The organism is Brachyspira intermedia PWS/A, from assembly GCF_000223215.1.
In the GTDB taxonomy this organism is placed as follows: domain Bacteria; phylum Spirochaetota; class Brachyspiria; order Brachyspirales; family Brachyspiraceae; genus Brachyspira; species Brachyspira intermedia.
Genome location: NC_017243.1, coordinates 2305504 through 2327821, shown reverse-complemented (window position 1 = coordinate 2327821; position 22318 = coordinate 2305504). Strand labels below are relative to the sequence as shown.

19 protein-coding genes and 1 pseudogene are annotated in these 22318 nt (G+C 27.5%); 13 read left to right on the top strand and 7 right to left on the bottom strand.

The features are described from left to right. Positions 1 to 63: 63 nt before the first annotated feature. Together BINT_RS09990 and BINT_RS09985 are read right to left on the bottom strand one after the other, a co-directional pair. Positions 64 to 1215, bottom strand: a complete 1152-nt coding sequence (locus tag BINT_RS09990; protein WP_014488455.1) for a leucine-rich repeat domain-containing protein — start codon at positions 1213 to 1215, stop codon at positions 64 to 66. A gap of 14 nt (positions 1216 to 1229) precedes the next feature. Continuing rightward, on the bottom strand, positions 1230 to 2423 hold the full coding sequence (locus BINT_RS09985) for a leucine-rich repeat domain-containing protein (protein ID WP_014488454.1): 1194 nt from the start codon (positions 2421 to 2423) through the stop codon (positions 1230 to 1232). Positions 2424 to 2947: 524 nt separating this feature from the next. Between BINT_RS09985 and BINT_RS09980 the strand changes: the two genes are divergently transcribed. The 3 genes from BINT_RS09980 to BINT_RS09970 are packed head-to-tail and all read left to right on the top strand — an operon-like array spanning position 2948 to position 4725. Continuing rightward, entirely contained in the window at positions 2948 to 3685 is a 738-nt protein-coding gene (locus BINT_RS09980) for a copper homeostasis protein CutC (protein ID WP_014488453.1), read from the top strand. Between the two features lies 1 nt (position 3686). Then, the gene (locus BINT_RS09975; RefSeq protein WP_014488452.1) at positions 3687 to 4403 is read left to right on the top strand and encodes an AzlC family ABC transporter permease; all 717 of its coding nucleotides are present in this window, start codon (positions 3687 to 3689) and stop codon (positions 4401 to 4403) included. Beyond that, entirely contained in the window at positions 4396 to 4725 is a 330-nt protein-coding gene (locus tag BINT_RS09970; RefSeq protein ID WP_041177391.1) for a branched-chain amino acid transporter permease, read from the top strand. Before BINT_RS09975 ends, BINT_RS09970 begins: the two co-directional genes overlap by 8 nt. 5 nt (positions 4726 to 4730) lie before the next feature. Here the strand turns inward: BINT_RS09970 and lepB are convergent, their stop codons facing one another. The 3 genes from lepB to BINT_RS09955 are packed head-to-tail and all read right to left on the bottom strand — an operon-like array spanning position 4731 to position 6887. Beyond that, positions 4731 to 5261 carry a signal peptidase I gene (gene lepB / locus BINT_RS09965; protein WP_014488450.1) on the bottom strand — a complete coding sequence of 177 codons (531 nt, stop codon included), beginning with the start codon at positions 5259 to 5261 and terminating at the stop codon, positions 4731 to 4733. A gap of 29 nt (positions 5262 to 5290) precedes the next feature. Then, the gene (locus tag BINT_RS09960; RefSeq protein ID WP_014488449.1) at positions 5291 to 5857 is read right to left on the bottom strand and encodes an NUDIX domain-containing protein; all 567 of its coding nucleotides are present in this window, start codon (positions 5855 to 5857) and stop codon (positions 5291 to 5293) included. After that, on the bottom strand, positions 5841 to 6887 hold the full coding sequence (locus BINT_RS09955) for a hypothetical protein (RefSeq protein ID WP_014488448.1): 1047 nt from the start codon (positions 6885 to 6887) through the stop codon (positions 5841 to 5843). Before BINT_RS09955 ends, BINT_RS09960 begins: the two co-directional genes overlap by 17 nt. A 240-nt stretch (positions 6888 to 7127) precedes the next feature. On the opposite strand from BINT_RS09955, the gene dnaG reads away from it, so the two are divergent. The 4 genes from dnaG to BINT_RS09935 all read left to right on the top strand — a co-directional run bounded on the left by dnaG (position 7128) and on the right by BINT_RS09935 (position 11702). Then, complete coding sequence (gene dnaG / locus BINT_RS09950; RefSeq protein ID WP_014488447.1) at positions 7128 to 8930, top strand: DNA primase; 1803 nt, start codon at positions 7128 to 7130, stop codon at positions 8928 to 8930. Further along, a complete protein-coding gene (gene rpoD / locus BINT_RS09945) occupies positions 8927 to 10690 on the top strand; it encodes an RNA polymerase sigma factor RpoD (protein WP_014488446.1) in 1764 nt (587 codons plus the stop codon). The genes dnaG and rpoD overlap by 4 nt, the downstream gene beginning before the upstream one ends. Positions 10691 to 11041: 351 nt before the next feature. Beyond that, entirely contained in the window at positions 11042 to 11266 is a 225-nt protein-coding gene (locus tag BINT_RS09940) for a hypothetical protein (protein ID WP_014488445.1), read from the top strand. Positions 11267 to 11270: 4 nt separating this feature from the next. Further along, entirely contained in the window at positions 11271 to 11702 is a 432-nt protein-coding gene (locus BINT_RS09935) for a helix-turn-helix transcriptional regulator (protein ID WP_014488444.1), read from the top strand. A gap of 49 nt (positions 11703 to 11751) precedes the next feature. On the opposite strand, the gene BINT_RS09930 is transcribed toward BINT_RS09935, so the two are convergent. After that, entirely contained in the window at positions 11752 to 12624 is an 873-nt protein-coding gene (locus tag BINT_RS09930) for a flagellin N-terminal helical domain-containing protein (RefSeq protein ID WP_014488443.1), read from the bottom strand. Positions 12625 to 13243: 619 nt separating this feature from the next. Between BINT_RS09930 and BINT_RS09925 the strand changes: the two genes are divergently transcribed. The 5 genes from BINT_RS09925 (at position 13244) to BINT_RS09905 (ending at position 20178) form a co-directional block, all read left to right on the top strand. Beyond that, a complete protein-coding gene (locus BINT_RS09925; RefSeq protein WP_041177390.1) occupies positions 13244 to 15391 on the top strand; it encodes an ankyrin repeat domain-containing protein in 2148 nt (715 codons plus the stop codon). 596 nt (positions 15392 to 15987) lie between these two features. Beyond that, on the top strand, positions 15988 to 17916 hold the full coding sequence (locus BINT_RS09920) for a methyl-accepting chemotaxis protein (protein ID WP_014488441.1): 1929 nt from the start codon (positions 15988 to 15990) through the stop codon (positions 17914 to 17916). A 147-nt stretch (positions 17917 to 18063) separates the two neighbouring features. After that, positions 18064 to 18717 carry an electron transport complex subunit RsxE gene (rsxE, locus tag BINT_RS09915; protein ID WP_014488440.1) on the top strand — a complete coding sequence of 218 codons (654 nt, stop codon included), beginning with the start codon at positions 18064 to 18066 and terminating at the stop codon, positions 18715 to 18717. Next, positions 18717 to 19298, top strand: coding sequence for an electron transport complex subunit RsxA (gene rsxA, locus BINT_RS09910; protein ID WP_013113074.1), 582 nt, complete (start codon positions 18717 to 18719; stop codon positions 19296 to 19298). Before rsxE ends, rsxA begins: the two co-directional genes overlap by 1 nt. 37 nt (positions 19299 to 19335) lie before the next feature. Then, a complete protein-coding gene (locus BINT_RS09905) occupies positions 19336 to 20178 on the top strand; it encodes an RnfABCDGE type electron transport complex subunit B (RefSeq protein ID WP_014488439.1) in 843 nt (280 codons plus the stop codon). A 68-nt stretch (positions 20179 to 20246) separates the two neighbouring features. Here BINT_RS09905 and BINT_RS09900 read toward each other — a convergent pair. Further along, a pseudogene (locus BINT_RS09900) lies at positions 20247 to 20715 on the bottom strand (GNAT family N-acetyltransferase). 217 nt (positions 20716 to 20932) lie between these two features. Here BINT_RS09900 and BINT_RS09895 point away from each other — a divergent pair. After that, positions 20933 to 22276, top strand: coding sequence for an MATE family efflux transporter (locus BINT_RS09895; protein WP_014488437.1), 1344 nt, complete (start codon positions 20933 to 20935; stop codon positions 22274 to 22276). Positions 22277 to 22318 lie beyond the last annotated feature (42 nt).

Genomic DNA, 22318 nt, shown 5'->3' with positions numbered 1-22318 from the left:
AATAATATAGTAAGCATTTTTGCCTATTATATTATTTTGGAATATTAATTTTATATATTAAAATTATATAGTCTGGTTATATAATATTTGATCTTCTCTCCATAACTCTCCAGATTTCCTTAAAAAACCTTTCCAAAGTTCATAATTTTGATACGTGCTTCCATTTCTTATATCTGGAAAATAAATTTTGGAAGATGATAAATCCCCTCCTATTGTGAGAGAAACAAAATCATTTCTATTTCCTTTTATAATAATATTTTTTACATTATTAAAAACATTATCATCTATTTTTACTTGTGCAGAAGAATGAATATATAACTTATCTAATCCATTTATTCCTGAAAATGCATTGACAAATACATATGTAAATAAAGCAGATGCTTTTTCAAAATTTATAATTTTTAAAGAAGTGCAGTTATTAAATGCATAACTTTCTATAATAGCTGTATTTTCATTAAATATTACTTCTGTTAATGAAGTCCAATCAGAAAATGCATACTCTTTTATATAGCTTAAATAATAAGGCAATGTAATTGTTTTAATATTTTTAGCTCCTGAAAGAGAATATCTTCCTATAATTTTTAAAGAATCAGAAATATTAATTGATGTTAAAGATGAAAGCTGGCAAAATGAATTATCTCCTATTTCAAGAATCTGATTTTTCATATTAAGACTTGTTAATTTACTTATATCTTTAAATACATTATTTCCTACTATAATTAAATTCTCAGGAAGTTCTAATTCTGTTAAATTGGGTAGTAGGCTAAGAGAGTCATTTTCTATCATGGAAACACTGTCCGGAAGTATTAATTTTTCTATAGATGATAAATAACCTTCTCCAAAACTGCTAGTTATAGTATTATTAGGTATATTAGCTTCTTTCAATTTCAAACTTAATTTTATAGAAGGGCTTGTAAATTTAGCTTTTAATGCAGAGTTTAAAGCCTTCAAATCAGTATCAGTCATATCTCCTATTATTTCTATTTCATATTTTCCTGTTTCATTAAATGAATTATCAAGTTTTGTATTGATAGTTTCTGAATCTACCTTTTCACCCAAAGTTATATTAATAACAGTACTTTTTATAGGATTTTCTATAGGCGGTTTGTTATTATTATCATTATCATTATTTGAAGATGACGGATCCATAGTATTATTTTTGCAAGATACAATTAATAATATTAAAAAAATAGCTGTAAGAATTTTATGCTTCATATTTTACTCCTAATTTAATTTTGTGCAGGCTCTGTACCGAAATGTATATTTTGAGGAAGGAATTTATATCCTCTGCTTTTATCTAATAGAAAAGTTTCCCAAATTGCAGGATTAGCATTTGGATCTCCTACTTTTACATTAGGCAAATACAATGCTACACTGTAATCATAAGCATATATCCCGCCGCCTGTTACCGTTTTATTAGGGTCAGTTCCATAATATACAACTGCTTTAGTTGAATAAGTCATATCAATATGCTCTATTGTGTCATAAAGATAAATAACATCAGTACCATAAAAAGAATATTCTTCTATTCTTTTTAAACTTTTTGGTATTCTAAGTTCATTTTTTATCATTTCAGATGTGCTAATATCAAGAGCTCTAGGTCCAACATAGATTAAAGTTTCAGGAAGTACGAGTTTTTTAGTTTTTATTCCAGAAAGACCACTAGCATCTACATAAGTTAAATTTGGGAGATTTATTTCATCTAAAACTGCAGTAGCATCATAGCTTAAATTTATGGAAGAAAATCCTACTGTTCTGAGAGATTTAGAAAGTTTAAGTTCTTTGATAAAATATGTTCTTGTAAAAACTACATTTCCAATAGACATTACAGAATCAGGTATTACAAGTCTTTCAAGTGATGCTATGTCAGAAAATGACAAATCACCTATTGAAATTAAAGAATCAGGCAAATTTAATTCTTTAAGATTTTCAACATCTTCAAATACTTTTTTGCCTATCGTTCTTAAAGTATCAGGAAAAGTGATTTTTTCCAAATAAATTCCGAAACTTTTCCCAAAATCATTTATAGTATTGTTTTCAAAATTTGCTTTTTTGAAATCTAATATCAATGGCAGTGTATATTCTCCTTTAGCATATTTACCTCCAAGAAAAAGATTTAAAGTTTTTAAATCTTCAGCTGTAACGTCTCCTACTATTGAAAGCTGATATTTATTATACTGATTTTTGGAATTGGCAAATTTTTCTGTTAATGTTGCATCATCAATTTTTTCATTCAAATTTATATTTATAACTGTAGGCTCTATTTGTCCGTTATTATTATTTCCATTATCATTCCCATTATTGCCTGAATCATTTCCGCCCGCATTTTGTGTTGGGTCATTTACTCTGTTATTGCATGATGTCATAGATACAACAAACATTATACATATAAATAAAATAGATAATAGTTTTTTAATATTCATAATTTTACTCCATTTAATTTTTTAGTAATATTTTCATTTAAATAAAAAAGTATAACTATGTCATAAGCAAACCTCCAAATTGAAATAATATTTTTATATCAATATTTATTTGCTTAATAATATATAGAATAAAATATTTTGTTATAGCGTAAATTTTTTTATGCAATACGAAAAAAGAATATAAAATATATAAATTATGAAATGTTTAGTTGAAATTAGATGCGATGCGATGCGATGCGATGCGATGCGATGCGATGCGATGCGATGCGATGCGATGCGATGCGATGCGATGCGATGCGATGCGATGCGATTTATTATACATTATATAACCTTTTATAATTAAATATTAAAACTATGGAAAAATCATATAGTAAACATGTTAAAAGTCAATATTTAATATGTATTTTTTCAAAATTATTGAAAATTTTCTATTACAAAATAACTTATTTTAATAATAACTTTGACAGAATTATTATGTTTAGTTATAATCTATACGTTTTAATTAATTTATAAAGGGCATTATTATGAATACAAAAATAGAAATATGTGTTGATTCTGTTCAGTCTTGCATAAATGCTGAAAAAGGCGGAGCTGACAGACTTGAGCTTTGCGGCAATATGTTTGAAGGAGGCACTACTCCTAGTTATGGCGTTTTAGAATTAGCAAGAGAAAAAGTAAATGCTACAATATATGCAATGGTTCGTCCTAGAGGGGGAGATTTCTGCTATGATGATATTGAGTTTGAAATAATGAAAAAAGAAATAAAACTCATGAAAGAATTAAAAATTGACGGAATAGTATTCGGTATACTTACAAAAGAGGGTAGAGTTGATAAAGAAAGATGTTCTAAATTACTAGATTTATGGGGAAGCAGTAAGGCAACATTTCATAGGGCAATAGATGTAAGCCGTGATTTAAATGAAGCATGTGAAGACATAATATCATTAGGTTTTGAGAGAATACTCACTTCAGGCGGAGAGGCTAATGTTATGAGCGGTATAATAAAATTAAAAGAATTGGTTGAAAAATATAATGATAAAATAATAATAATGCCTGGAAGCGGAATAAATGAAAGAAATATTGAATATATAAAAGACACCGTAAAAGCTAATGAATATCATATGACAGCAAATAAAACAGTTAATAGTTTAATGGAATATAGAAATGAAAATGTATTTATGGGAGCAGCTTTAAGACCTCCTGAGTTCAGCGTTAAATATACTGATGAAAATAAAGTGAAGAATATAAAATCAAAGTTATAATATGAATACTAAAAAACATGATTTAATTCCAGCATTAAAATATGCATTTCCTTATACTATACCTGTTCTTGTAGGGTATATATTTTTGGGTATGGCTTATGGTGTACTCATGAAAGCTAAAGGTTTTGATACTTGGCTTGCAGTTTTTTTAAGTTTATTTGCCTATTGCGGAAGCATGCAGTATACGGCTATTAATTATTTGTTTTTAGCTCCTTTTAATCCTCTATATGCTTTCATACTCACATTAATAGTTAATTCAAGAGTAGGTTTTTATGGAATATCTCTTGTATCAAAATTTCAAAATACAGGAATTATAAAACCTTATTTGATATTTGCCTTAAGCGATGAAACTTTTTCGATACTATGTTCTGCTGATATACCGGAAAATATCAATAAAAATGCCTTTCTTTTCTTTGTGGCCTTCATAAATCATATGTATTGGAATATAGGTACATTGTTAGGCTGTTTAATAGGCTCTTTTATAACTTTTAATACTAAAGGGCTTGATTTTGTTTTAACTGCTTTATTCGTTGTGATATTTACAGAACAATGGCTTGAAAGTAAAGATCATAGAGGTGCTTTGATTGGGCTTATTTGTTCAATACCTATTTTAATATTTAAAACTAATATATTTATAATACTTGCTATGGTGTTAATATTCATATCCATAAGCATAGTTTATAAATATAATAATGAAGACGGAAAAATATATGAATAATACAGAAATGTTAATAACTGCTTTGATGATTGTAATTGGAACTGCTTTTCTTAGGTTTCTTCCTTTTCTTATAATAAATAAATCATTATCTGAAAATAAATATGTGCAGTTTTTAGGTAAAGTACTTCCTTATTCTATGATAGCACTTCTAGTGGTGTATTGTCTTAAGGATATTAATATAATAAAATTTCCTTATGCTATACCTGAATTAATATCTATAGCAGTTATAGTTGTTTTGCATATAATAAAAAGAAATGTACTTATAAGTATAGGGGCAGGTACTGTACTTTATATGTTTTTGGTGCAAGTGATATTTGTATAATAAATTTATTCTGAAATATTATTATTATGAAAAATATTGTTAAATAGCTGAAATCTTTTTTTGGGGCTGAATATTAGTATAACCTGTCCTTTTATGTCTTTTTCATCTATAAGCCCAAAATACCTGCTGTCCTCACTCACTTTTATATTATCGCCCAAAACAAAATATTGATTATTGCCCAAAATATATAGTCCGTTATCTTCATTTGAAAATATATAATATTCATGTTCTATTAATTTATCATTCAAATAAAGTCCGCCGTCTTTTATTTCTACTTTATCGCCCTCTGTTCCTATAACTCTTTTTACAAGATTGGTATCATTATAATTGAATACTATAACATCAAAGTTTTTAATTCTATTAAATACAAAATTTTTTTTCAAAAGAAGTATCTGATCGCCTTCAAAAAAAGTAGGCTCCATAGATTTATTAGTAACTATATAAGTATCAAAGAAAAATATTCTAATAAATCCTGCTATTAAAATTGCACTTAACGAAGCCAATATTATTTCTAAAATTTGTCTTTTATTTGTCATAATTGAATTATTTTAATATTAATAAAAAATTAAAAATTTTTAATATAATAAGAAAAAGCCTCTTTGGCAGATTCAAAAGCTATTTTTTCAAAATCAATATTTTCTCTTTTTATAAAAATTACTTTTGAAGCATCATCGTTTGGAGCAGCATCTGGAACATAGTCTAATTTTGAATAGAAGAATATGTCTGTTGTAACATACATGATACCATCATATATGTATTCATTAGCTCCGCTTATTAAAAAATGTATATCATTTAATTTTATATTTGTTTCTTCAAGAACTTCCCTAACAGCGGTATCTTCAACTCTTTCATAAGGCTCACAAAAACCTCCAGGCATATCTATATAACCTTTTTTAGGTTCTATTCCTCTTTCAACAAATACTATACCATTAGGAGTTTCTATTATAACGCCTACAGCAGATGCAGGATTAGTAAAGTATGTTCTTTTGCATTTTGAGCATTGAAAAATTTTTACATCATTAAAAATAAAAGAATCTTTTTCACCGCAATAAGGGCAATATTTAAATTGATATTTAACATGTTCTTTTATTTTTAAAGCATTTGTAAAATTATCATTAGTATGTTCTTGCATAATTCTTATTAATATAATATGAAGCTATATTTTTAGCTTTACATATAAATACATCAGACTGTCCCCATATACCAAAAGGTGCTTTTTCAAAAGATACATTTTGAATATTAGTAACATTCACGCTTTCATAATTATAATCATTAGGATCAACATTATAAAAATCGTATATATAATAATAATCAACGTTCATATCTTTCATTTTTTCGTCTATTAATGTTTCCATTTCTTCTATGGTGTTTGCTACTATATAATAAGTAGATATAAAGGTTCTTTTTTGACATTTACCCAAACCCTTAACTGTAACATTCCACCATTTAGGGGTTTTTATAATATTATTAACATCATTTAAATTAATAGTAGTGAATCCATAAGTTGATTTAAGATTATTTATAATATCATAATAATCAAAAACATATTCATCAGCTTCAGAACATCCTTCATCTGCAACTATAGATGATAGAGAATAATGCATATGTTCATAATCGCTGATAAAAGAAACATTATCATTAAGAAGTTTATATGAACGCAATATACGATTAATTTGCTTCATATTTTTATATGAAGTGTTAATTTCTATTTCTTTATCTAAATTTATAAAAATTTCAAATTCTGTAAGTTCATCTATAACACCAAAACCTACAAAACCGCATTCAACCCATAATTCATTATATCTTCTAAATACTTTTCTTATTTCATTTAATGAAACATCAGGATCGCTCATAAGAACATCGAAATCTCTGTTAACATCTTCGCTGATTCTTTCTATGATCATGGTGCCATAAGATGGAAATAATTTTAATAATTTCATATACAATGAAAATATTTTTTCTGCAGAAACGGATATTTTATATGAATATACATCTCCGTTATCAGTATTTTTTAATTCTATTTTTGTACCCTCTATTGGGTATACATATTCGCTAGGTACTATACCTAATGGAATATTAAATTTATCTATTATAATCCTTCTTGATTTTATGTTATTTAAGATCCTTCTTCTTCTCTGACTTTTTTCAAAATAACTAAACACAATAAGTCTCCGCAAAACATGTTCACACTATAATAATAAAAAACAGAATTTTGTCAAGTAATAAATATGTAAAATAAATTGATTTTAACTAATATTATTTTGATTAAAAAATATTAAAAATACTTGACTTTTTTTAAAATATTTTTATATTTATGGATATTTATTTGTGGGGATAATGTTTAATTTTTAATATTTTAATATCCGATTATATATGGATATTAGAGTTTGAGCTTATTTATTGTGGATAATTTATTTATTGAAAAATTAAATAATCTATTGTCTAGAGTATCTCTTGTTGATATATTAAGAGATAGATACAAAGTAATACATAGAGGCGGAAGTCAATATACCGTTCAATGCCCTTTTCATAAAGACGGACAGGAAACAAATCCTTCTATGTCTGTTGATGATTCAAAGGGTATATATAAATGCTTTACATGCGGTGCTAAAGGCAATGTTATTACATACCTCAAAGAAAAAGAAAATAAATCATTCAAAGAGGCTGTGCAGTATTTAGGCAATAGGTTTTCGGTTGATGTAAGCGGATTTTTTTCTGCAAAGACTACACAAAAAGATAAAATATATTTAGAAAGCAGAAGAATTAACAGAATAGCATGCAACTTTTTTGGTAAAAGTCTGTTTTTAAAAGATAAAAATGGAGATTACTTCTATAAAGATGCTGAAAAATACTTGAAATCAAGAAAAATACCATTCAGCATTATAAAGGAATTTAAGATAGGCTATGCTCCTCCTAGTTGGAATGCTTTAATGAATGCATTAACAGAGAATAAAATTACAGTAAATAATATGAATATATTAGGCTTAGTAGGTGTAAGCAAGAATAATCCTAATCATTATTATGATACATTTGTTAATAGGATAATGTTTCCTATAATAAATGAACGTGAAGAGATAGTTGGTTTTGGAGGCAGAAGTATAGATGGTAAGGAGCCTAAGTATCTAAATTCTAAAGAAAGCCTCATATTTAAAAAGAAATCTTCATTATATGGTATAAATATTGCTAAATCGTATGTAATGAAGCAAGATGAAATAATGCTTGTTGAAGGTTATATGGATACAATAGCATGCCATAAAATGGGTATAAAAAATGTTGTCGGCACTTTAGGAACGGCAATTACAGAAGAACATGCTAGAGAAATAAAAAAATACACTAAAAATGTAGTATTAGCATTAGATAGCGATGAAGCAGGCATAAAAGCGGCAAAATCTGCTATAATTACGCTCTTGAAGTTTGATTTAAAGTTGACTATACTTTCTATACAAGAAACTAAAGATTTAGATGAATTTTTTACAGTTTATGGTAGAAGCCGGTTTGATATATTGTATAATAATAAACTTAATTGGTATGATTTTGTTATAGATACTGAAATAAAAAAGGATATTTCTTCTTTATCTATAGCAGAAAAATTAAATGTTATTAATAGTTTTTATAAGTATTTAGATGCTGTGAAAAGTGAAACAGAGAAACAGATGATAATTTCATACGTAGCTTCAAAACTTAATGTTGATAGAGAAGCTTTTAACAAAGACTATTTGAACACATATAATGCAAATCAGTATGCTTCCGGTATAAAATATGATAAAAAAGTAAAAAATAATACAGATAACAAATTTTACTATGAAAATAGTTTAATATATTTGCTTGCTTTGAATCCTTCTTTGATTAAAGAGGCAGAAAGAGAAATTAGTGTTGATCTTATTAAGAAAGATATAACAAGAGAATTTTATATAAGGCTCTTAACTCTTAATAAAGAAGCAAGTGTTGAAGATGCTCTTAATGTATTAGGAAATGAGCATATAGCCAATCAGATTTTAAGCAAGAAAAAACTATATAGTGAAAATATATATGAAAAACTGGAGGAGCTTATTATTAAAATTAAAAGCGGCTGCATAGACTCCGAAAAAAAAGAATTACAAAATAATATAAATTTGGATAATTTAGATAATATTTATGAAGCAGCTCGTAGAATAAGTTTACTTAATAAGCAAAAAGAAAAATTACATCAAGGAAGTGATTTATGATGACAGAAGAAGATTGCGATCTTTTGATTAAAAATAATGAAAAGATTAGAAAATTACTTGAAAAAGGAAATGCCAATAAATATCTTACATTTAAAGAGATTAACGGTGCCATTGATAATATGGATACTGATGTAATGGATATACTTTTTCAATTATTAGCTGCAAGAAAAATTGTTATCGTTGAAGACAAAAGAGAGTTTGAAAGCCTTTCTAAGAATCAAAATAAGATTGATGATGCCGCAAAATTCATACATGTTGAGGATAAGGTTGGCAACAATGATGATCCTATAAGGCTTTATCTTAAAGAAATTGGAAAGGTGAGTCTGCTTACTCATGATGATGAGGTTGATTATTCAAAAAAGATTGAATCAGGAGAAACTGAAATAGAAAGTATAATCTTGAATACTCATCTTGTAGTAGGGGAAGTATTAAATACTATCAAAAATGTGCAGATAGGAAAAGTTTCTATACATGAAATATTAGAACCTCCTAGGATATATAATGTTTCTACTCAGGAGAAAAGAAAATTAGAAAGAAAGTATAAAAACTTTGAAAAAGAGTATGTTGCATTAGCTGAAAAATATCTAGCTTTAGATAAGAGAATAAAAAAGATTACTACACAAAAGACTATTAAAGCTCTTACTAAAGAACAAGAGGAAGTTAAAGAAAATATAGTAAAACTTTTAACAAAAGTAAGATTAAACAGAATGGAAATAGACAGAATAGCTGAAAAGCTAAAGTTCTATTTGCATAGAATAAATCAGATAGAAGAGTATTTTGAAAAACTTAAAAAAAGATACTATAAAGAAATATCAGACTTTGAAAATTATTACAAAGAGATAGAATCTGGAAACAAGGATATATATATAAGACTTGTAGATGAATTTAATATTACTCCTGAAGCTATAGAAGCTGTAATAACTAGTTTCCATAAAGCACAGGTTCGTATGGCTGATATTTATGATGAAGTTCGCATTGATAAAGAGACTTTAGTGGAATGGGTTCGTAAAATAGATTCATCAAGAAGAAAAATTGCTCAGGCTAAAGATCATATTGTTAAGGCTAATTTAAGACTTGTTATTGCTATAGCTAAAAAGTATGTTAATAGAGGGCTTCATTTCTTCGATTTGGTACAAGAGGGAAATATAGGACTTATCAAGGCTGTAGATAAATTTGAATACAAAAAGGGTTATAAATTTTCTACATATGCTACTTGGTGGATTCGTCAGGCTATTACACGTTCTATAAGTGATCAAGCTAGAACTATAAGGGTTCCTGTTCATATGATAGAGCAGATTAATAAGGTTCAAAGAGTATTAAGACAGTATATGCAGCAACATGGAAGAGAGCCTTCTATTCAAGAGATAGCAAAGGCTTTAAGTTGGCCTGAAAGTAGGGTAAAAAGTGTAAGAAATGTTGCTAAAGACCCTGTTTCTTTGAATGCTCCTATAGGTGATGAAGAAGATACCATTTTGGGTGAACTTATCGAAGATAAAGAATTTGAAAGTCCTCAAAATATTACTACTTTCAAAATATTAAGAAAGCAGATTGATTCAATACTTGACAGCTTGCCTGACAGAGAACAAAAGGTTATAAGAATGCGTTTCGGTCTTGTTGATGGTTATTCTCATACTCTTGAAGAGGTGGGATATGTATTCAAGGTTACTAGAGAACGTATTCGTCAGATAGAGGCAAAAGCTATAAGGAGATTAAGAGCACAATCTAAGAAAAAAGAGTTAAAAGATTTTCTTGACTCTTAATATCAATTAAAAATCTAGAATCTAGAATCTACAAAGGGAGCAGTTTTCTGCTTCCTTTTTTTGTATACAAAGTCATAAATTTTAAAAAAAGCTTGGGTGGGCATGCTTTTTCTGTATAAGTATCAAATATAAATAAAATTAAAAATTCAAATTTATCTAAAAAGCCTAAAGGGCGGGGTATGTAAATAATGCTCTTTTATAAAATTTGTATGAATTGTATTGTATTTTTTATATATAATTACAAAATACTATTATAGTATACAAACATACATTATAGTAGGTTGAAATAAATTTATTTATACTGTATAAATATTTATACAGTATTTATATATACTGTATAAGGAGTTCGTAATGAATAAATTTCAAAGCACAATCTATTATAAGAGACTCATAAAAAACATATTAGATAATATTAAGGAGGATGATTATTTTTACAACAAAAAAACTAATTGGGAGGAATGGGTTATAATGCGTGTTGATATTAAGAATGCCATAAGACAATTAGAAGATGTTGATACAGAAAATTATAAACCTGAAATTCTTGATAAAATATTATGTATTTTAAAGGAGTATTAATATAATGTGCAATTTATGTTCTAAATATGATACCTGTAAAAAACTTTGTAATGATGTTTTAAAAGAGATTAATAAAAGTTTGGGAACTAGGAAAATTAATTCTGATAGAACAGACAGCAGAGAGAGTATATTAACAAATGATGATTTGGATAATATACTTTATACAAACGCTTTGACTGATAGTGAATATAGCAGGGTTTCAAATTTAATAATAGCTATACTTACACCAAAACAAAAAAGAATAATGAAATTATTTGCAGAGGGAAAAAGTCAGGGGGAGTTAGCAAAAAAGCTTAATGTAACTCAGTCTGCTGTATCTCAGTATTTAAGCGTTATAAAAAAGAGATATCCAAGCAGTTTAATATGGTTATTAATATATGATTATAAGAATTTTATAGTATATAGTTTAAAAATAAAAGGGGAGGCATCCGATTAAGAATGTCCCCCTTTATATGGTTAATATTACAAAACTAATTGAATATTAATTATTGTAATAATCTAAGAGCACCTTGTGGTAACTGATTAGCTTGAGCAAGCATAGACAAGTTAGCTTGGTTAAGAATTTGATCTTTAGCAAGTTTAACTGATGCTTCAGCCATATCTGTATCACGAATTCTGCTTTCAGAAGCCTGCATGTTTTCGAATCCAACCATTAAGCCTTGAGCTGTCATTTCTAATCTGTTCTGATAAGCACCTAAGTCAGATCTTTGTTTTAATACTTTAAGAAGAGCTTCGTCTACCATACCGATAACAGAGTTAGCTTTAGATGGGCTAGAAACGCTGATGAATGTAGCTGTAACAGCAGGTCCAACTGGGTTTTTAAGTCCAAGAGCTTGGCTGTTCATAGTACCGATATAAACGCGTTTTCTTTCGTCCATATTAGCACCGATGTGTAACCACATAGAAGCTGCAGGAGCATTTTCACCTGTAGATCTAGCGAATCTTCCAGTTAACATGTTAAGTTTGTTGAATTGAGCTTGTGAAGCAACTCTGTCGATTTCGTCTACTAACTGAGAAACTTCGATTTGTACATAAAGTCTGTCTTCGTCAGTATAGATACCGTTAGCAGCTTGTATAGCTAATTCACGAATTCTTTGAAGAATGTTAGTAGTTTCTTCTAAGTATCCTTCAGTAGTTTGAATGAAAGATATACCGTCTTGAGTATTTCTTTCAGCCATACGTAAACCACGAATCTGAGTTCTCATTTTCTCAGATACTGCTAATCCAGAAGCATCATCTCCAGCTTGATTGATTCTCATACCGCTAGAAATTTGAGCAGCGTCTTTTTTAAGATCTACTTGGCGGAATTTAAGTGTGCGTTGTGCATTTATAGCACTTATATTATTGTTGATAACCATATGGTTCCTCCATGAATTATTTGTATGTGTTCTTCCCTGAACACACAATTATTATCGGTTATCGTTTTTTAATTATTAATTTTTTTTAGTTAAATAAAAATTTTTTCTTCAGTTTTATTTAAAAATATATTTTAATATTATGTTAATACTATTATGTTAATATTATTATGTTAATCTCAAATAACTTAGTTTCTTATATCTACTATATATTAATATCTATTAATTAAATTCATTTTATTTTAATATTTTATTGTTTATAAAAAATGCATTCATTGTGCGGTTAATAAACTATTTATATTTAATAAAATCTTGGGCGGGTGCTGTAATTTCTAATGAAGCTAAAAAATAAATAAAACTTATAATAAAAAAAATAAAGCAGAAAATATAAAAGGGTGGGGTGTGTAAATAGGTTTTAAATTTACTCTAATTCCCCACCCTTTATATTTTTTATCTGCTTTGAAATTTTTGATAATTTTTTTTTGATGATTTATTAAGAAATTATAGATGCCTGCCCAAGCTTTAATTAAATATATTATGTTTATTAGATTTTTAATTAAATTGACTAAAAGTATTAATTTTACTATACTATAGTGAGGTAATATATATTAGGTGTGGTATGATGTTTACAGATAAAGAAAAAATTGAATTTTTCAATGCTATAGAAGACGGCGATATTCAGCAAATAAAATATTTATTGAATAAAAATAATTATATAAATATAAATGTATTTGGAATAGCAAAAATATTAATTGAACATGAAAATAATAAAAATGTTATTGAAAAAAAAGATATTGAAATTGATTTTAAGAATAAAGATGGATGCACTCCTTTAATGATTGCCTCTTATAAAGGAAATACTGATATAGTAAAACTTTTATTAGAGTATAATGCCTCTATAGATATGACTAATGATGATAATTATACAGCTTTGATATATGCATGTATTTACGGCAGAGCAGATGTGGTAAAAATTCTTCTTGAACACAAAGCTGATATGTATATAGAAACTAAATTAGAAAATAATTATTTAACTGCATTGATGATAGCCTGCAGTCAAAATTATGCTGAAATAGTGAGAATATTACTTGAAAATGGCTATGATCCTAATTATAAAAATAAAAAAGGAGAAACAGCGTTAATATATTATTCCTTTATAAAAAATGATAAACTTAGTACAGAAATAATAAAAATATTATTAGAATATGGTGCAGATATAAATTCTACAAATAGCAAAGGCTCTACAGCATTAATGCTTGCTTCTTACAATGAAGAAAAAAAAGATTTTATGATGACTTTATTAGAAAACGGTGCTGATACTGAAATAAAAAATAATTTCAATCAAAATACAGCCTTACTTAATGCATGCGAACGAAGAAATATTGAAGGAGTTAAAGTTCTTCTTGAGTATAATGCTAATATAAATGTGCAAGATGAATTTAAAAAAACTCCTTTAATATTAGCCTGTGATGCTAATTCTTATGATATGGTAAAAATATTATTAGAGCATAATGCTGATATTAATTTATCAGATCACAGAAAAGAAACTCCTCTAATGTATGCAGTATATGAAAGAAATACAAAAATTGTAGAACTTCTTTTGAAATATAAACCTGATTTAACATTAAAAAATGAATCTGGAAAAACTGCATTAGATATAGCATACAATAGAAATAATTATGTAAAAGAAATAACAGATTTAATAAAAGAATCATCATCAAGAGAAATACAATTTTTATATGCTGCTGCTGAAAATAATGCTGATAAGGTTTTAAAATATATTGCTGAAGGAATTGATATTAATAATACTATAGATGAATCAGATGACTCAATAGGTTCTAATGCTCTGCTTTTAGCTTCACAGTTTCATCATAAAGAAATAATAAAAATATTATTAGAGAATAATGTTGATGTCAATTTTAAAAATTATTTAAATAAAACAGCTTTAGAATATGTTGCTAATAATGATAATAATTTTGATATTGCTGTAGAGTTTATAAAGAGGGGAGCCGATGTAAATGCGGTAGATAATGAAAATGCTACACCTTTAATGTATGCCGCTTCCCATAATGCTAAAAAAATATTAAACTTATTAATAGAGCATAATGCTGATATTAATATTCAAACTAAATTAGGCTACACTGCTTTAATTCTTGCTGCTATGCATAATCATATTAATATAGTGAAAATTTTAATAAAAAATAAAGCTGATGTATCTGCAAGAGATGGTTATGGAAGAAGATGTTCATATTATGCAGATGAAAATTGGAATGATGAGATGTATAAAATTTTTAGGAATTATCATGATGATGAATATAAAAAAAGTAGTCAATTTATTTTTGATGTTTTATATTCCAAAACTGATGAAATAAATAAATATATATCTGAAGGAGGGGATGTTAACTTTCAAGATGATGGAGGACTTACAGCTTTAACTGTTGTAGAGAAGATAGAGATTGCAAAGATATTATTAGATAATAATGCAGACATTAATAAAAAAGGAAGGGATGGATATACTCCATTAATGATGGCTGTAAGGAGAGATAATATAAATCTTGTAGAATTCTTTATAAAAAATAATGCTGATCTTAATATGACAGATCCTGAAGGAAATACTGCATTAATTGTAGCTGCTCAAAATCACAAATATGATATATTTGAGCTTTTATTAAAAAACGGAGCAGACTCATCTATAAATAGTGAAGATTTAGAATTCTATATAGAGTTTGAAGATGAAATGAAAGATATGTTAAAAAAATATGGTAAATAAGTTTTTTAATTTTTTCTCATTCCCCGCCCTTTAGGTTTGTTATATATTTTAACATTTTTACTTACAATTTTCTTAATGCTTTATCAAGAAATTATAGCTGCCCGCCCTAGTTTTTTAAAATTTAAAAATCTTCTCTACGCACGGTGAACAAAATTTCAAATATAATAAAAATTAGAATTGATAATTGGCATATATTTACAGCCTTACTCTGCGTGCGGTGTGGAAATTGTTAATTTAATAAAAATTGGGGCGGGTATGCTTTTTCTAAGTTGATATAAAAGAATAATATGATTATAAAATCATAAAAAAACTTTAAAGTTTATGGGGGTGGGATATGTGTATAAATTTAAATTATCTTTGTAAATTATCTATTTTAGTAATCAAATTTTAATTTTAATTTGTTATTTGTGATTTTTATTTACATTAAATGATTGTTTTATATATAAAGTATCACTGGTAGTATTTTTATGTATTAAAATTAAATTATTTATATTTAGAATTTGATTTTTTTTTATTTTTCGATTATATTATAGAATATAAAAAATAATTAGTTTTTTGAAAAATATCTAAATTTTTTTTAGTATGGTTTTGTTATTATGAAAATAAATAATCTTTCTTTTAGGATACCTTTTATAATTTCTATTATGTTTATACTATGTATGTCAATTATTGTATTAATAATTACAATAATAAGTTCCCGTTCTATAGAAGATACAGCTATAAAGGGATTAAGAGTTGCAGCAAAATCATATTCAGATATGATAGATTTATATTTCACTGAAAAAAGATTAGTTATGGATTTATATTCTAAAGATCCTAATCTAGCAAAATATCTAGTTGATCCAAGCGAAGAAAATAAATTGGCGGCAGAAGAATCGTTGAAGGAATTTACTAGAGAAGTTGCCGATACACAGGTTTTCTATAATTATTCTTTAGTTAATTTTGATGCTAATATAGTACTTGATTCTATAGGCGGAAAATTACTTCATATTAATTATGGTAAAAATTCATCAGATTGGACTAGATTTAGAGATACAGGATTCGATTTTGCGGGAAGAGATTTGATTCAGCCTTCTTCAGCTAATCCACTTAATGCTATATGTGTTATATGGAAAGGTGTTAAAGATGAAAACGGAAAAGTTGTAGGAGTATTAAATAGCTCTATTAATTGGATGAAATTTATAGCAGATTATATTATGCCTAGTCAATTAGGAGAGACAGGTTCTATAATGATAATCGATAAGAATAAAAATATAATAGCTCATAATGATACAAATAAATTGTATATATATGAGAGTAATATAATAGGTACTTCAGCTTATGAAAGAAAGCCGGAAACTATAAGAGCTAAAGAAGATGAATTCTTTCAACATGTTTTGGATGCTAAAGAAGGTATTTTGGAATATGTAGATGATAACAATGTGTCTGAAATAGCATTATTTAATCCTATACATAATACACCTTGGTACTTGATAGTAAGTTACAGCCAAGATGAAATTTATGGAGATAAAAATAGACTTACAAAGATAGTTGTAATTATAGCTATTGTTATGGCTATGATTATTTGTTTTATTGGTAAATTGATAGCTAGATCTATAATTTTACCTCTTAATATGGTTGTAAATGAAGCTGACAATATATCTAAAGGTTATATAGTTAATAATGATAATGTTTCTTGCAGTACTAGAAAAGATGAAATAGGTAAATTAATGTGTAGTTTTTATAATATGAAATCAGCATTAATAAATGCAGTCAATGTTGCCAATAGTATAGCTGTTGATGCAAAGGATAAAGCCGGAGAAATATCTTCAAAAAATAGTAAACTTCATGCAGAAACAGAAAGTAATTCTTATAAAATGCAGGAAACTTCTAGCATAACTAATAATATAGGAAATTCTGTATTAGAAACTACTAATTATGCTAATGAACTTATTAATATAATGAAAGAAGCTAATAGTTCCATAGATATGGCTGACAGCAGTATTTCGGAAGCAGCTGATAATGCTAATTCTGTAAGTGAAGCTAGTAACAAAATAAAAGATATAACAAATGTTATAGAAAATATTGCTTTTCAAACAAATATATTAGCTTTGAATGCCTCTGTTGAAGCTGCAAGAGCTGGAGAAAATGGAAGGGGTTTTTCTGTTGTAGCAAATGAGGTTAGAAATTTAGCACAAAGTACATCAGGATCCGTAAAAGATATATCATCTCTTATAGAAGAAAGTCAGAAACGTATAGAGCTAGCTGCTAAATCTACTAATCAATCTAAAGAATTATTCAATGACATGAAAGAAAAGATAGAAAAAGCATATTCTTTGCTTTCTAATTTTAACAGTGCTTTGAAATTACAGAAAGATGGTATAGATTCTATTAGTTCTCATATAATTAATATAGAAGATAGTTCTAAAAATAACACTAAATTGGCAGAGGATGTTAGCGAAATTTCAGAGGAATTAGAGGAATTATCTATCAAATTGGAAGATGCTATGTCATTTTTCAAAATAAAAGATGATGGTAAACTATAAATTATATTGATGTATGCTTTTGTCCATATTTTGTTGAAGAATTAAAATAATAATTAAAAGGCTGTAAATCATAATTTTACTTGAAAAAATTATGATTTATTATATAATATACAAGTATAATCTTAATTAAATCAAGGTTAAATTATTATGAAAAATTCTCAGGTATTTATGGAAGGTGTTTGGAAAAATAATCCTACCTTCGTTCAGGTTCTTGGTATGTGTCCTAGTTTGGCAGTAACAAGCAGTGTAATGAATGCTATAGGTATGTCAGTAGCTACTATATTCGTTTTGGTTTGTTCTTCTGCCTTAATCTCTCTTATTAAGAAGATTTACGCTAATGAAGTTAGAATTATGGGATACATAGTGGTTATAGCAGCTTTCGTTACTTTAACAGATATTGTTATGAAAGCTAAGTTTTATACATTGTCTTTGGCATTAGGTCCATATATTCCGCTTATAGTTGTAAACTGTATTATATTAGGAAGAGCAGAGGCTTTTGCTAATAAAAACGGAATTATTCCTAGTATTTTTGATGCTTTAGGTAATGGTGTAGGTTTCTTTATTGCTTTGACATTACTTGCTTCTATCAGGGAGATTTTGGGTAATGGTACTTGGCTTGGTTTTGATATAGTAGGTACTTTAAGAGGTTTCTTTGAGTCTGCTATGCCTTTCGCTTTGAATGCATATAATGAAATTACTACTCCTTGGGTTGTTATGATTATGGCTCCTGGTGCTTTCTTCACTTTAGGAACTTTAATTGCTATCAAAAGAGCTATAGACGCTAGAGGAGGAAAAGCTTAATGGTTAATTTAATTTTATTATTTGTAGCAACAGTTTTAGTTAATAATTTTGTTTTAACTAAATTTTTGGGTATATGTCCGTTTTTGGGAGTATCAAACAAGCTAGATTCAGCAATCAGTATGGGTATTGCCGTTACTTTTGTATTGGTTTTGACTGCTGCTGTTAGCTGGATGATACAGTATTACATATTAGTTCCTTTTAAAATCGAATTCCTACAAACTATTCTTTTCATTATTGTAATCGCAGCTTTAGTACAATTTGTTGAGATGGTAGTAAGAAAAACTAGTGAAAGTTTATATCTTTCTTTGGGTATTTATCTTCCTCTTATTACTACTAACTGCTGTGTATTAGGATTGGCTTTATTTGGTGTTTTATACAAATATAACTTTATACAAAATATAGTATTTGCTTTAGGTGCAGGCGTTGGTTTTACATTAGCTTTAGTTATAATGGCTAGCATAAGAGAACGTTTAATGACTGCAGATATACCGGAAGCTTTTAAAGGTCCTGCTATGCCTTTCATTACTGCAGGTATACTTGCACTTATTTTCTATGGTTTTTCCGGAATAATAAAAATATGATTTTGAGTGTTAGAAGTATTTTATAAGGATAATAAAAATGATGACATCTGTTTTAGTAGCTTCAATATCTTCAGGCTTAATTGCTTTGATATTGGCTGTTTTATTGATATTTTCTTCAAAAATTTTCAAAGTTGAAGTTGATGAGAGAGTTACAACACTTACTGAAATGCTTCCAGGTGCTAACTGCGGAGGATGCGGTTTTGCTGGTTGTGCACAGTTTGCTAAGGCTTTAGTTGATGATAAAGCTCCTGTAGACGGTTGTTCTGTTGGAGGTCCTGATACTGCTGCTAAAGTTGCAGACTTCTTAGGTAAAGTAGCTCCTGAACAAAAAGAAAAAACAAGAGCATATATTTTCTGTCATGGACATAATGGAATAGCTAAATCTAATAAGGTTTATAAAGGTGCTCCTACTTGTGTTTCTGCTGTTATGGCTGGAGGAACTAAAGAATGTTCTTATGGTTGTGTTGGTTTTTATGACTGTATGAACGCTTGCGAGTTTGGTGCTATCGTTAAAGATGAAGAAACAGGAATGCCTGTTATAGTTGAAGATAAATGTGTTTCTTGCGGTGCTTGTGTTAAAGCTTGCCCTCAGAAACTTATTGAGATTCACCCAGCTTCACAAGATATACATGTTTATTGTAAATCTAAAGATAAAGGTCCTATAGCTAAAAAAGCTTGCGACAGAGCATGTATTGGATGTAATATATGTGTTAAAAATACTAAAGAAGGCGGTATGAAGGTTGATAATTATCTTGCTATAGTTAATTATGAGGACTATGCTGTTACAGATGAAAGTATAGCTAAATGTCCTACTAAAGCCATTACTAATGAAAAAGTAAATTCTGTAAAAAGCCTTCCTGTGCCTTTAAAAAAAGCATAAGAACTATTAATTGAAAATTATAAAACAAGGGTGGTAATTAAATAATTATCTCCCTTGTTTTTTTATATTTATAAATCTATATAATAAAGTACAATATCCTCATACTCATTATTTTTATTGATGTATCCTTTTAACTATACCTATTTTATTAAACCCAATTTTTTTTATATAGTTTATGAGCATTAATATTTGATATTACAACGGCATTAAATTGAAGTATTTTATATCCTAATTTCTTGACTTGTTTCATAGAATCTCTAACTAATGCTTCTACTATTCTTTTTCTTCTTGATTCTTTACTTACTTCATAAGAGGCATTTGATATATGTCCGCATTTTCCTATATTATTCGGATGAAGTATATATACACCAAAAACTTTATCATTATCTACAGAAATACCTGTATAGTCTTGTAAGCTGAAATATTTATTGGCTTTTTCCTCGTTGGATAATGTTTCTGTCTTAGGAAAATATATAGCTTTTTCTATAGTGTCATTCATATTTTCAAATTTTTTTTAATATATTTTATTATATGCATTTTTTATTCCTTTTAATAGTATTGAATCATTATATTAATAAAATATTATTATGCAATAAGATTTTATAAGCTTGACATAAAATAATAATATGACTATAATATATTTAGTCAAAAAACATACTATTAATAATTTATTTTTATATCTTAATCTTTTTCTTTAGTATATGTTTTTATAATTCTTATAATATTTTTTCTTTTTATTTTAAAGGAATAATTAATGGAACTTAATAATAGAACTTTAATAGAAAATAGCAGTATTAATTTATTTTCAAAATTTGCAATACCTAGCATATTGGGCATGATAATGGGAAGTGCTGCTGTATTTGTAGATGGTTTTTTCGTAGCACATTTTATATCAGCAGAGGCTTTTACTGCAATAAATATAGTATGGCCTATAACTGCTTTATCTTTCGGTATTTATGTAATGCTCACTATAGGTTCTGTTGCTCTTGCCGGAAAATGTATAGGTGAGAATAATATAAGACGTGCAAATTTAATATTTACTCAAACTTTAATTGTTGTTCTTACTATAGCTAGTTTTCCTTTGATTATAGCATATATATTTAGAGAGAGTCTTCTTCCTTTTTTTGGAGCACATGGAGAAGTTTATGAATTATCATTGGATTATGTAGAGGGTGTACTATTTGCAACATTTTTTTGGGGAATGGCTTATGTTTTAAGTCAGTTTGTAAGGCTCAATGGTTCTCCTAGATTTGCTTCTGCAATGTTTATAATATCATCTTTGGCCAATATGGTATTGGATCCTCTTTTCATTATAGCTTTTCATTTTGGAATTGCCGGAGCTGCTTGGGCTACTGCAATATCACAGATAATAGCTTTTTTGATGGGATTATTATATTTCTTCAAACCTAATTGCAGATTAAAGATAATAAAAATTTACGGAGGCTGGATATATATACTAAAAGCTGCATTTAATGGATTTTCTGAGTTTTTAAGTAATTTTTCATCAGGACTCATTCCTTGGCTTTTTAATATAACAGCATATAATATTTCAGGAAACAGAGGCATACTAGTATATTCAGTTGCTAATTATGCAATAATGTTTTTTATAATGCTTGCATATTCAATAGGCGAGGCATTAGAGCCTTTAGTAAGTGTTTCTTATGGCGCTAGAAATAAAAACAGAATGAAAGATTTTTTAAAGATATCAGTATTTTTAATTACTTTTATATCGGTATTAAGTTCTATTATACTTTTAATTGATCCTAGTCTTCTTGTTAATACGCTTTTAAAAGACGTTGATAATCAAACTTTTGATGATGCTTTATTTTTTGTAAGAACTTCTATACCTACATTCATAGGTGTTGGAATAAATATCATAATGAGTGCATATTATACTTCAGTTCAAAAGGCTGGTGCTTCTGCAATTGTTGCTGCTTTAAGGAGTATGATTCTTCCTGTTGTATTGGTATTAACTCTTCCAAATATTTTCGGATTTATAGGTTTGGTTTTGGTTTTGCCTATAAGCGAGATAGCCACTTTGATAGTATCTTTTGCATTATATAAAAATAGAAGTGCTGATATATTACTTACAGAATGATTATTTTATATAATTATTCTAATATTGTAATGATATAATGAA

Bases quoted from the DNA above. Each gene is read 5' to 3' on its own strand.
- BINT_RS09980 (WP_014488453.1), top strand. From the start codon at position 2,948: ATGAATACAAAAATAGAAATATGTGTTGATTCTGTTCAGTCTTGCATA.
- BINT_RS09975 (WP_014488452.1), top strand. From the start codon at position 3,687: ATGAATACTAAAAAACATGATTTAATTCCAGCATTAAAATATGCATTT.
- BINT_RS09905 (WP_014488439.1), top strand. From the start codon at position 19,336: ATGATGACATCTGTTTTAGTAGCTTCAATATCTTCAGGCTTAATTGCT.
- BINT_RS09925 (WP_041177390.1), top strand. From the start codon at position 13,244: ATGTTTACAGATAAAGAAAAAATTGAATTTTTCAATGCTATAGAAGAC.
- BINT_RS09930 (WP_014488443.1), bottom strand. From the start codon at position 12,624: ATGGTTATCAACAATAATATAAGTGCTATAAATGCACAACGCACACTT.
- BINT_RS09895 (WP_014488437.1), top strand. From the start codon at position 20,933: ATGGAACTTAATAATAGAACTTTAATAGAAAATAGCAGTATTAATTTA.
- BINT_RS09935 (WP_014488444.1), top strand. From the start codon at position 11,271: ATGTGCAATTTATGTTCTAAATATGATACCTGTAAAAAACTTTGTAAT.
- lepB (WP_014488450.1), bottom strand. From the start codon at position 5,261: ATGACAAATAAAAGACAAATTTTAGAAATAATATTGGCTTCGTTAAGT.
- BINT_RS09920 (WP_014488441.1), top strand. From the start codon at position 15,988: ATGAAAATAAATAATCTTTCTTTTAGGATACCTTTTATAATTTCTATT.
- BINT_RS09985 (WP_014488454.1), bottom strand. From the start codon at position 2,423: ATGAATATTAAAAAACTATTATCTATTTTATTTATATGTATAATGTTT.
- BINT_RS09970 (WP_041177391.1), top strand. From the start codon at position 4,396: ATGAATAATACAGAAATGTTAATAACTGCTTTGATGATTGTAATTGGA.
- rsxE (WP_014488440.1), top strand. From the start codon at position 18,064: ATGAAAAATTCTCAGGTATTTATGGAAGGTGTTTGGAAAAATAATCCT.
- rsxA (WP_013113074.1), top strand. From the start codon at position 18,717: ATGGTTAATTTAATTTTATTATTTGTAGCAACAGTTTTAGTTAATAAT.
- BINT_RS09960 (WP_014488449.1), bottom strand. From the start codon at position 5,857: ATGCAAGAACATACTAATGATAATTTTACAAATGCTTTAAAAATAAAA.
- BINT_RS09990 (WP_014488455.1), bottom strand. From the start codon at position 1,215: ATGAAGCATAAAATTCTTACAGCTATTTTTTTAATATTATTAATTGTA.
- rpoD (WP_014488446.1), top strand. From the start codon at position 8,927: ATGATGACAGAAGAAGATTGCGATCTTTTGATTAAAAATAATGAAAAG.
- BINT_RS09940 (WP_014488445.1), top strand. From the start codon at position 11,042: ATGAATAAATTTCAAAGCACAATCTATTATAAGAGACTCATAAAAAAC.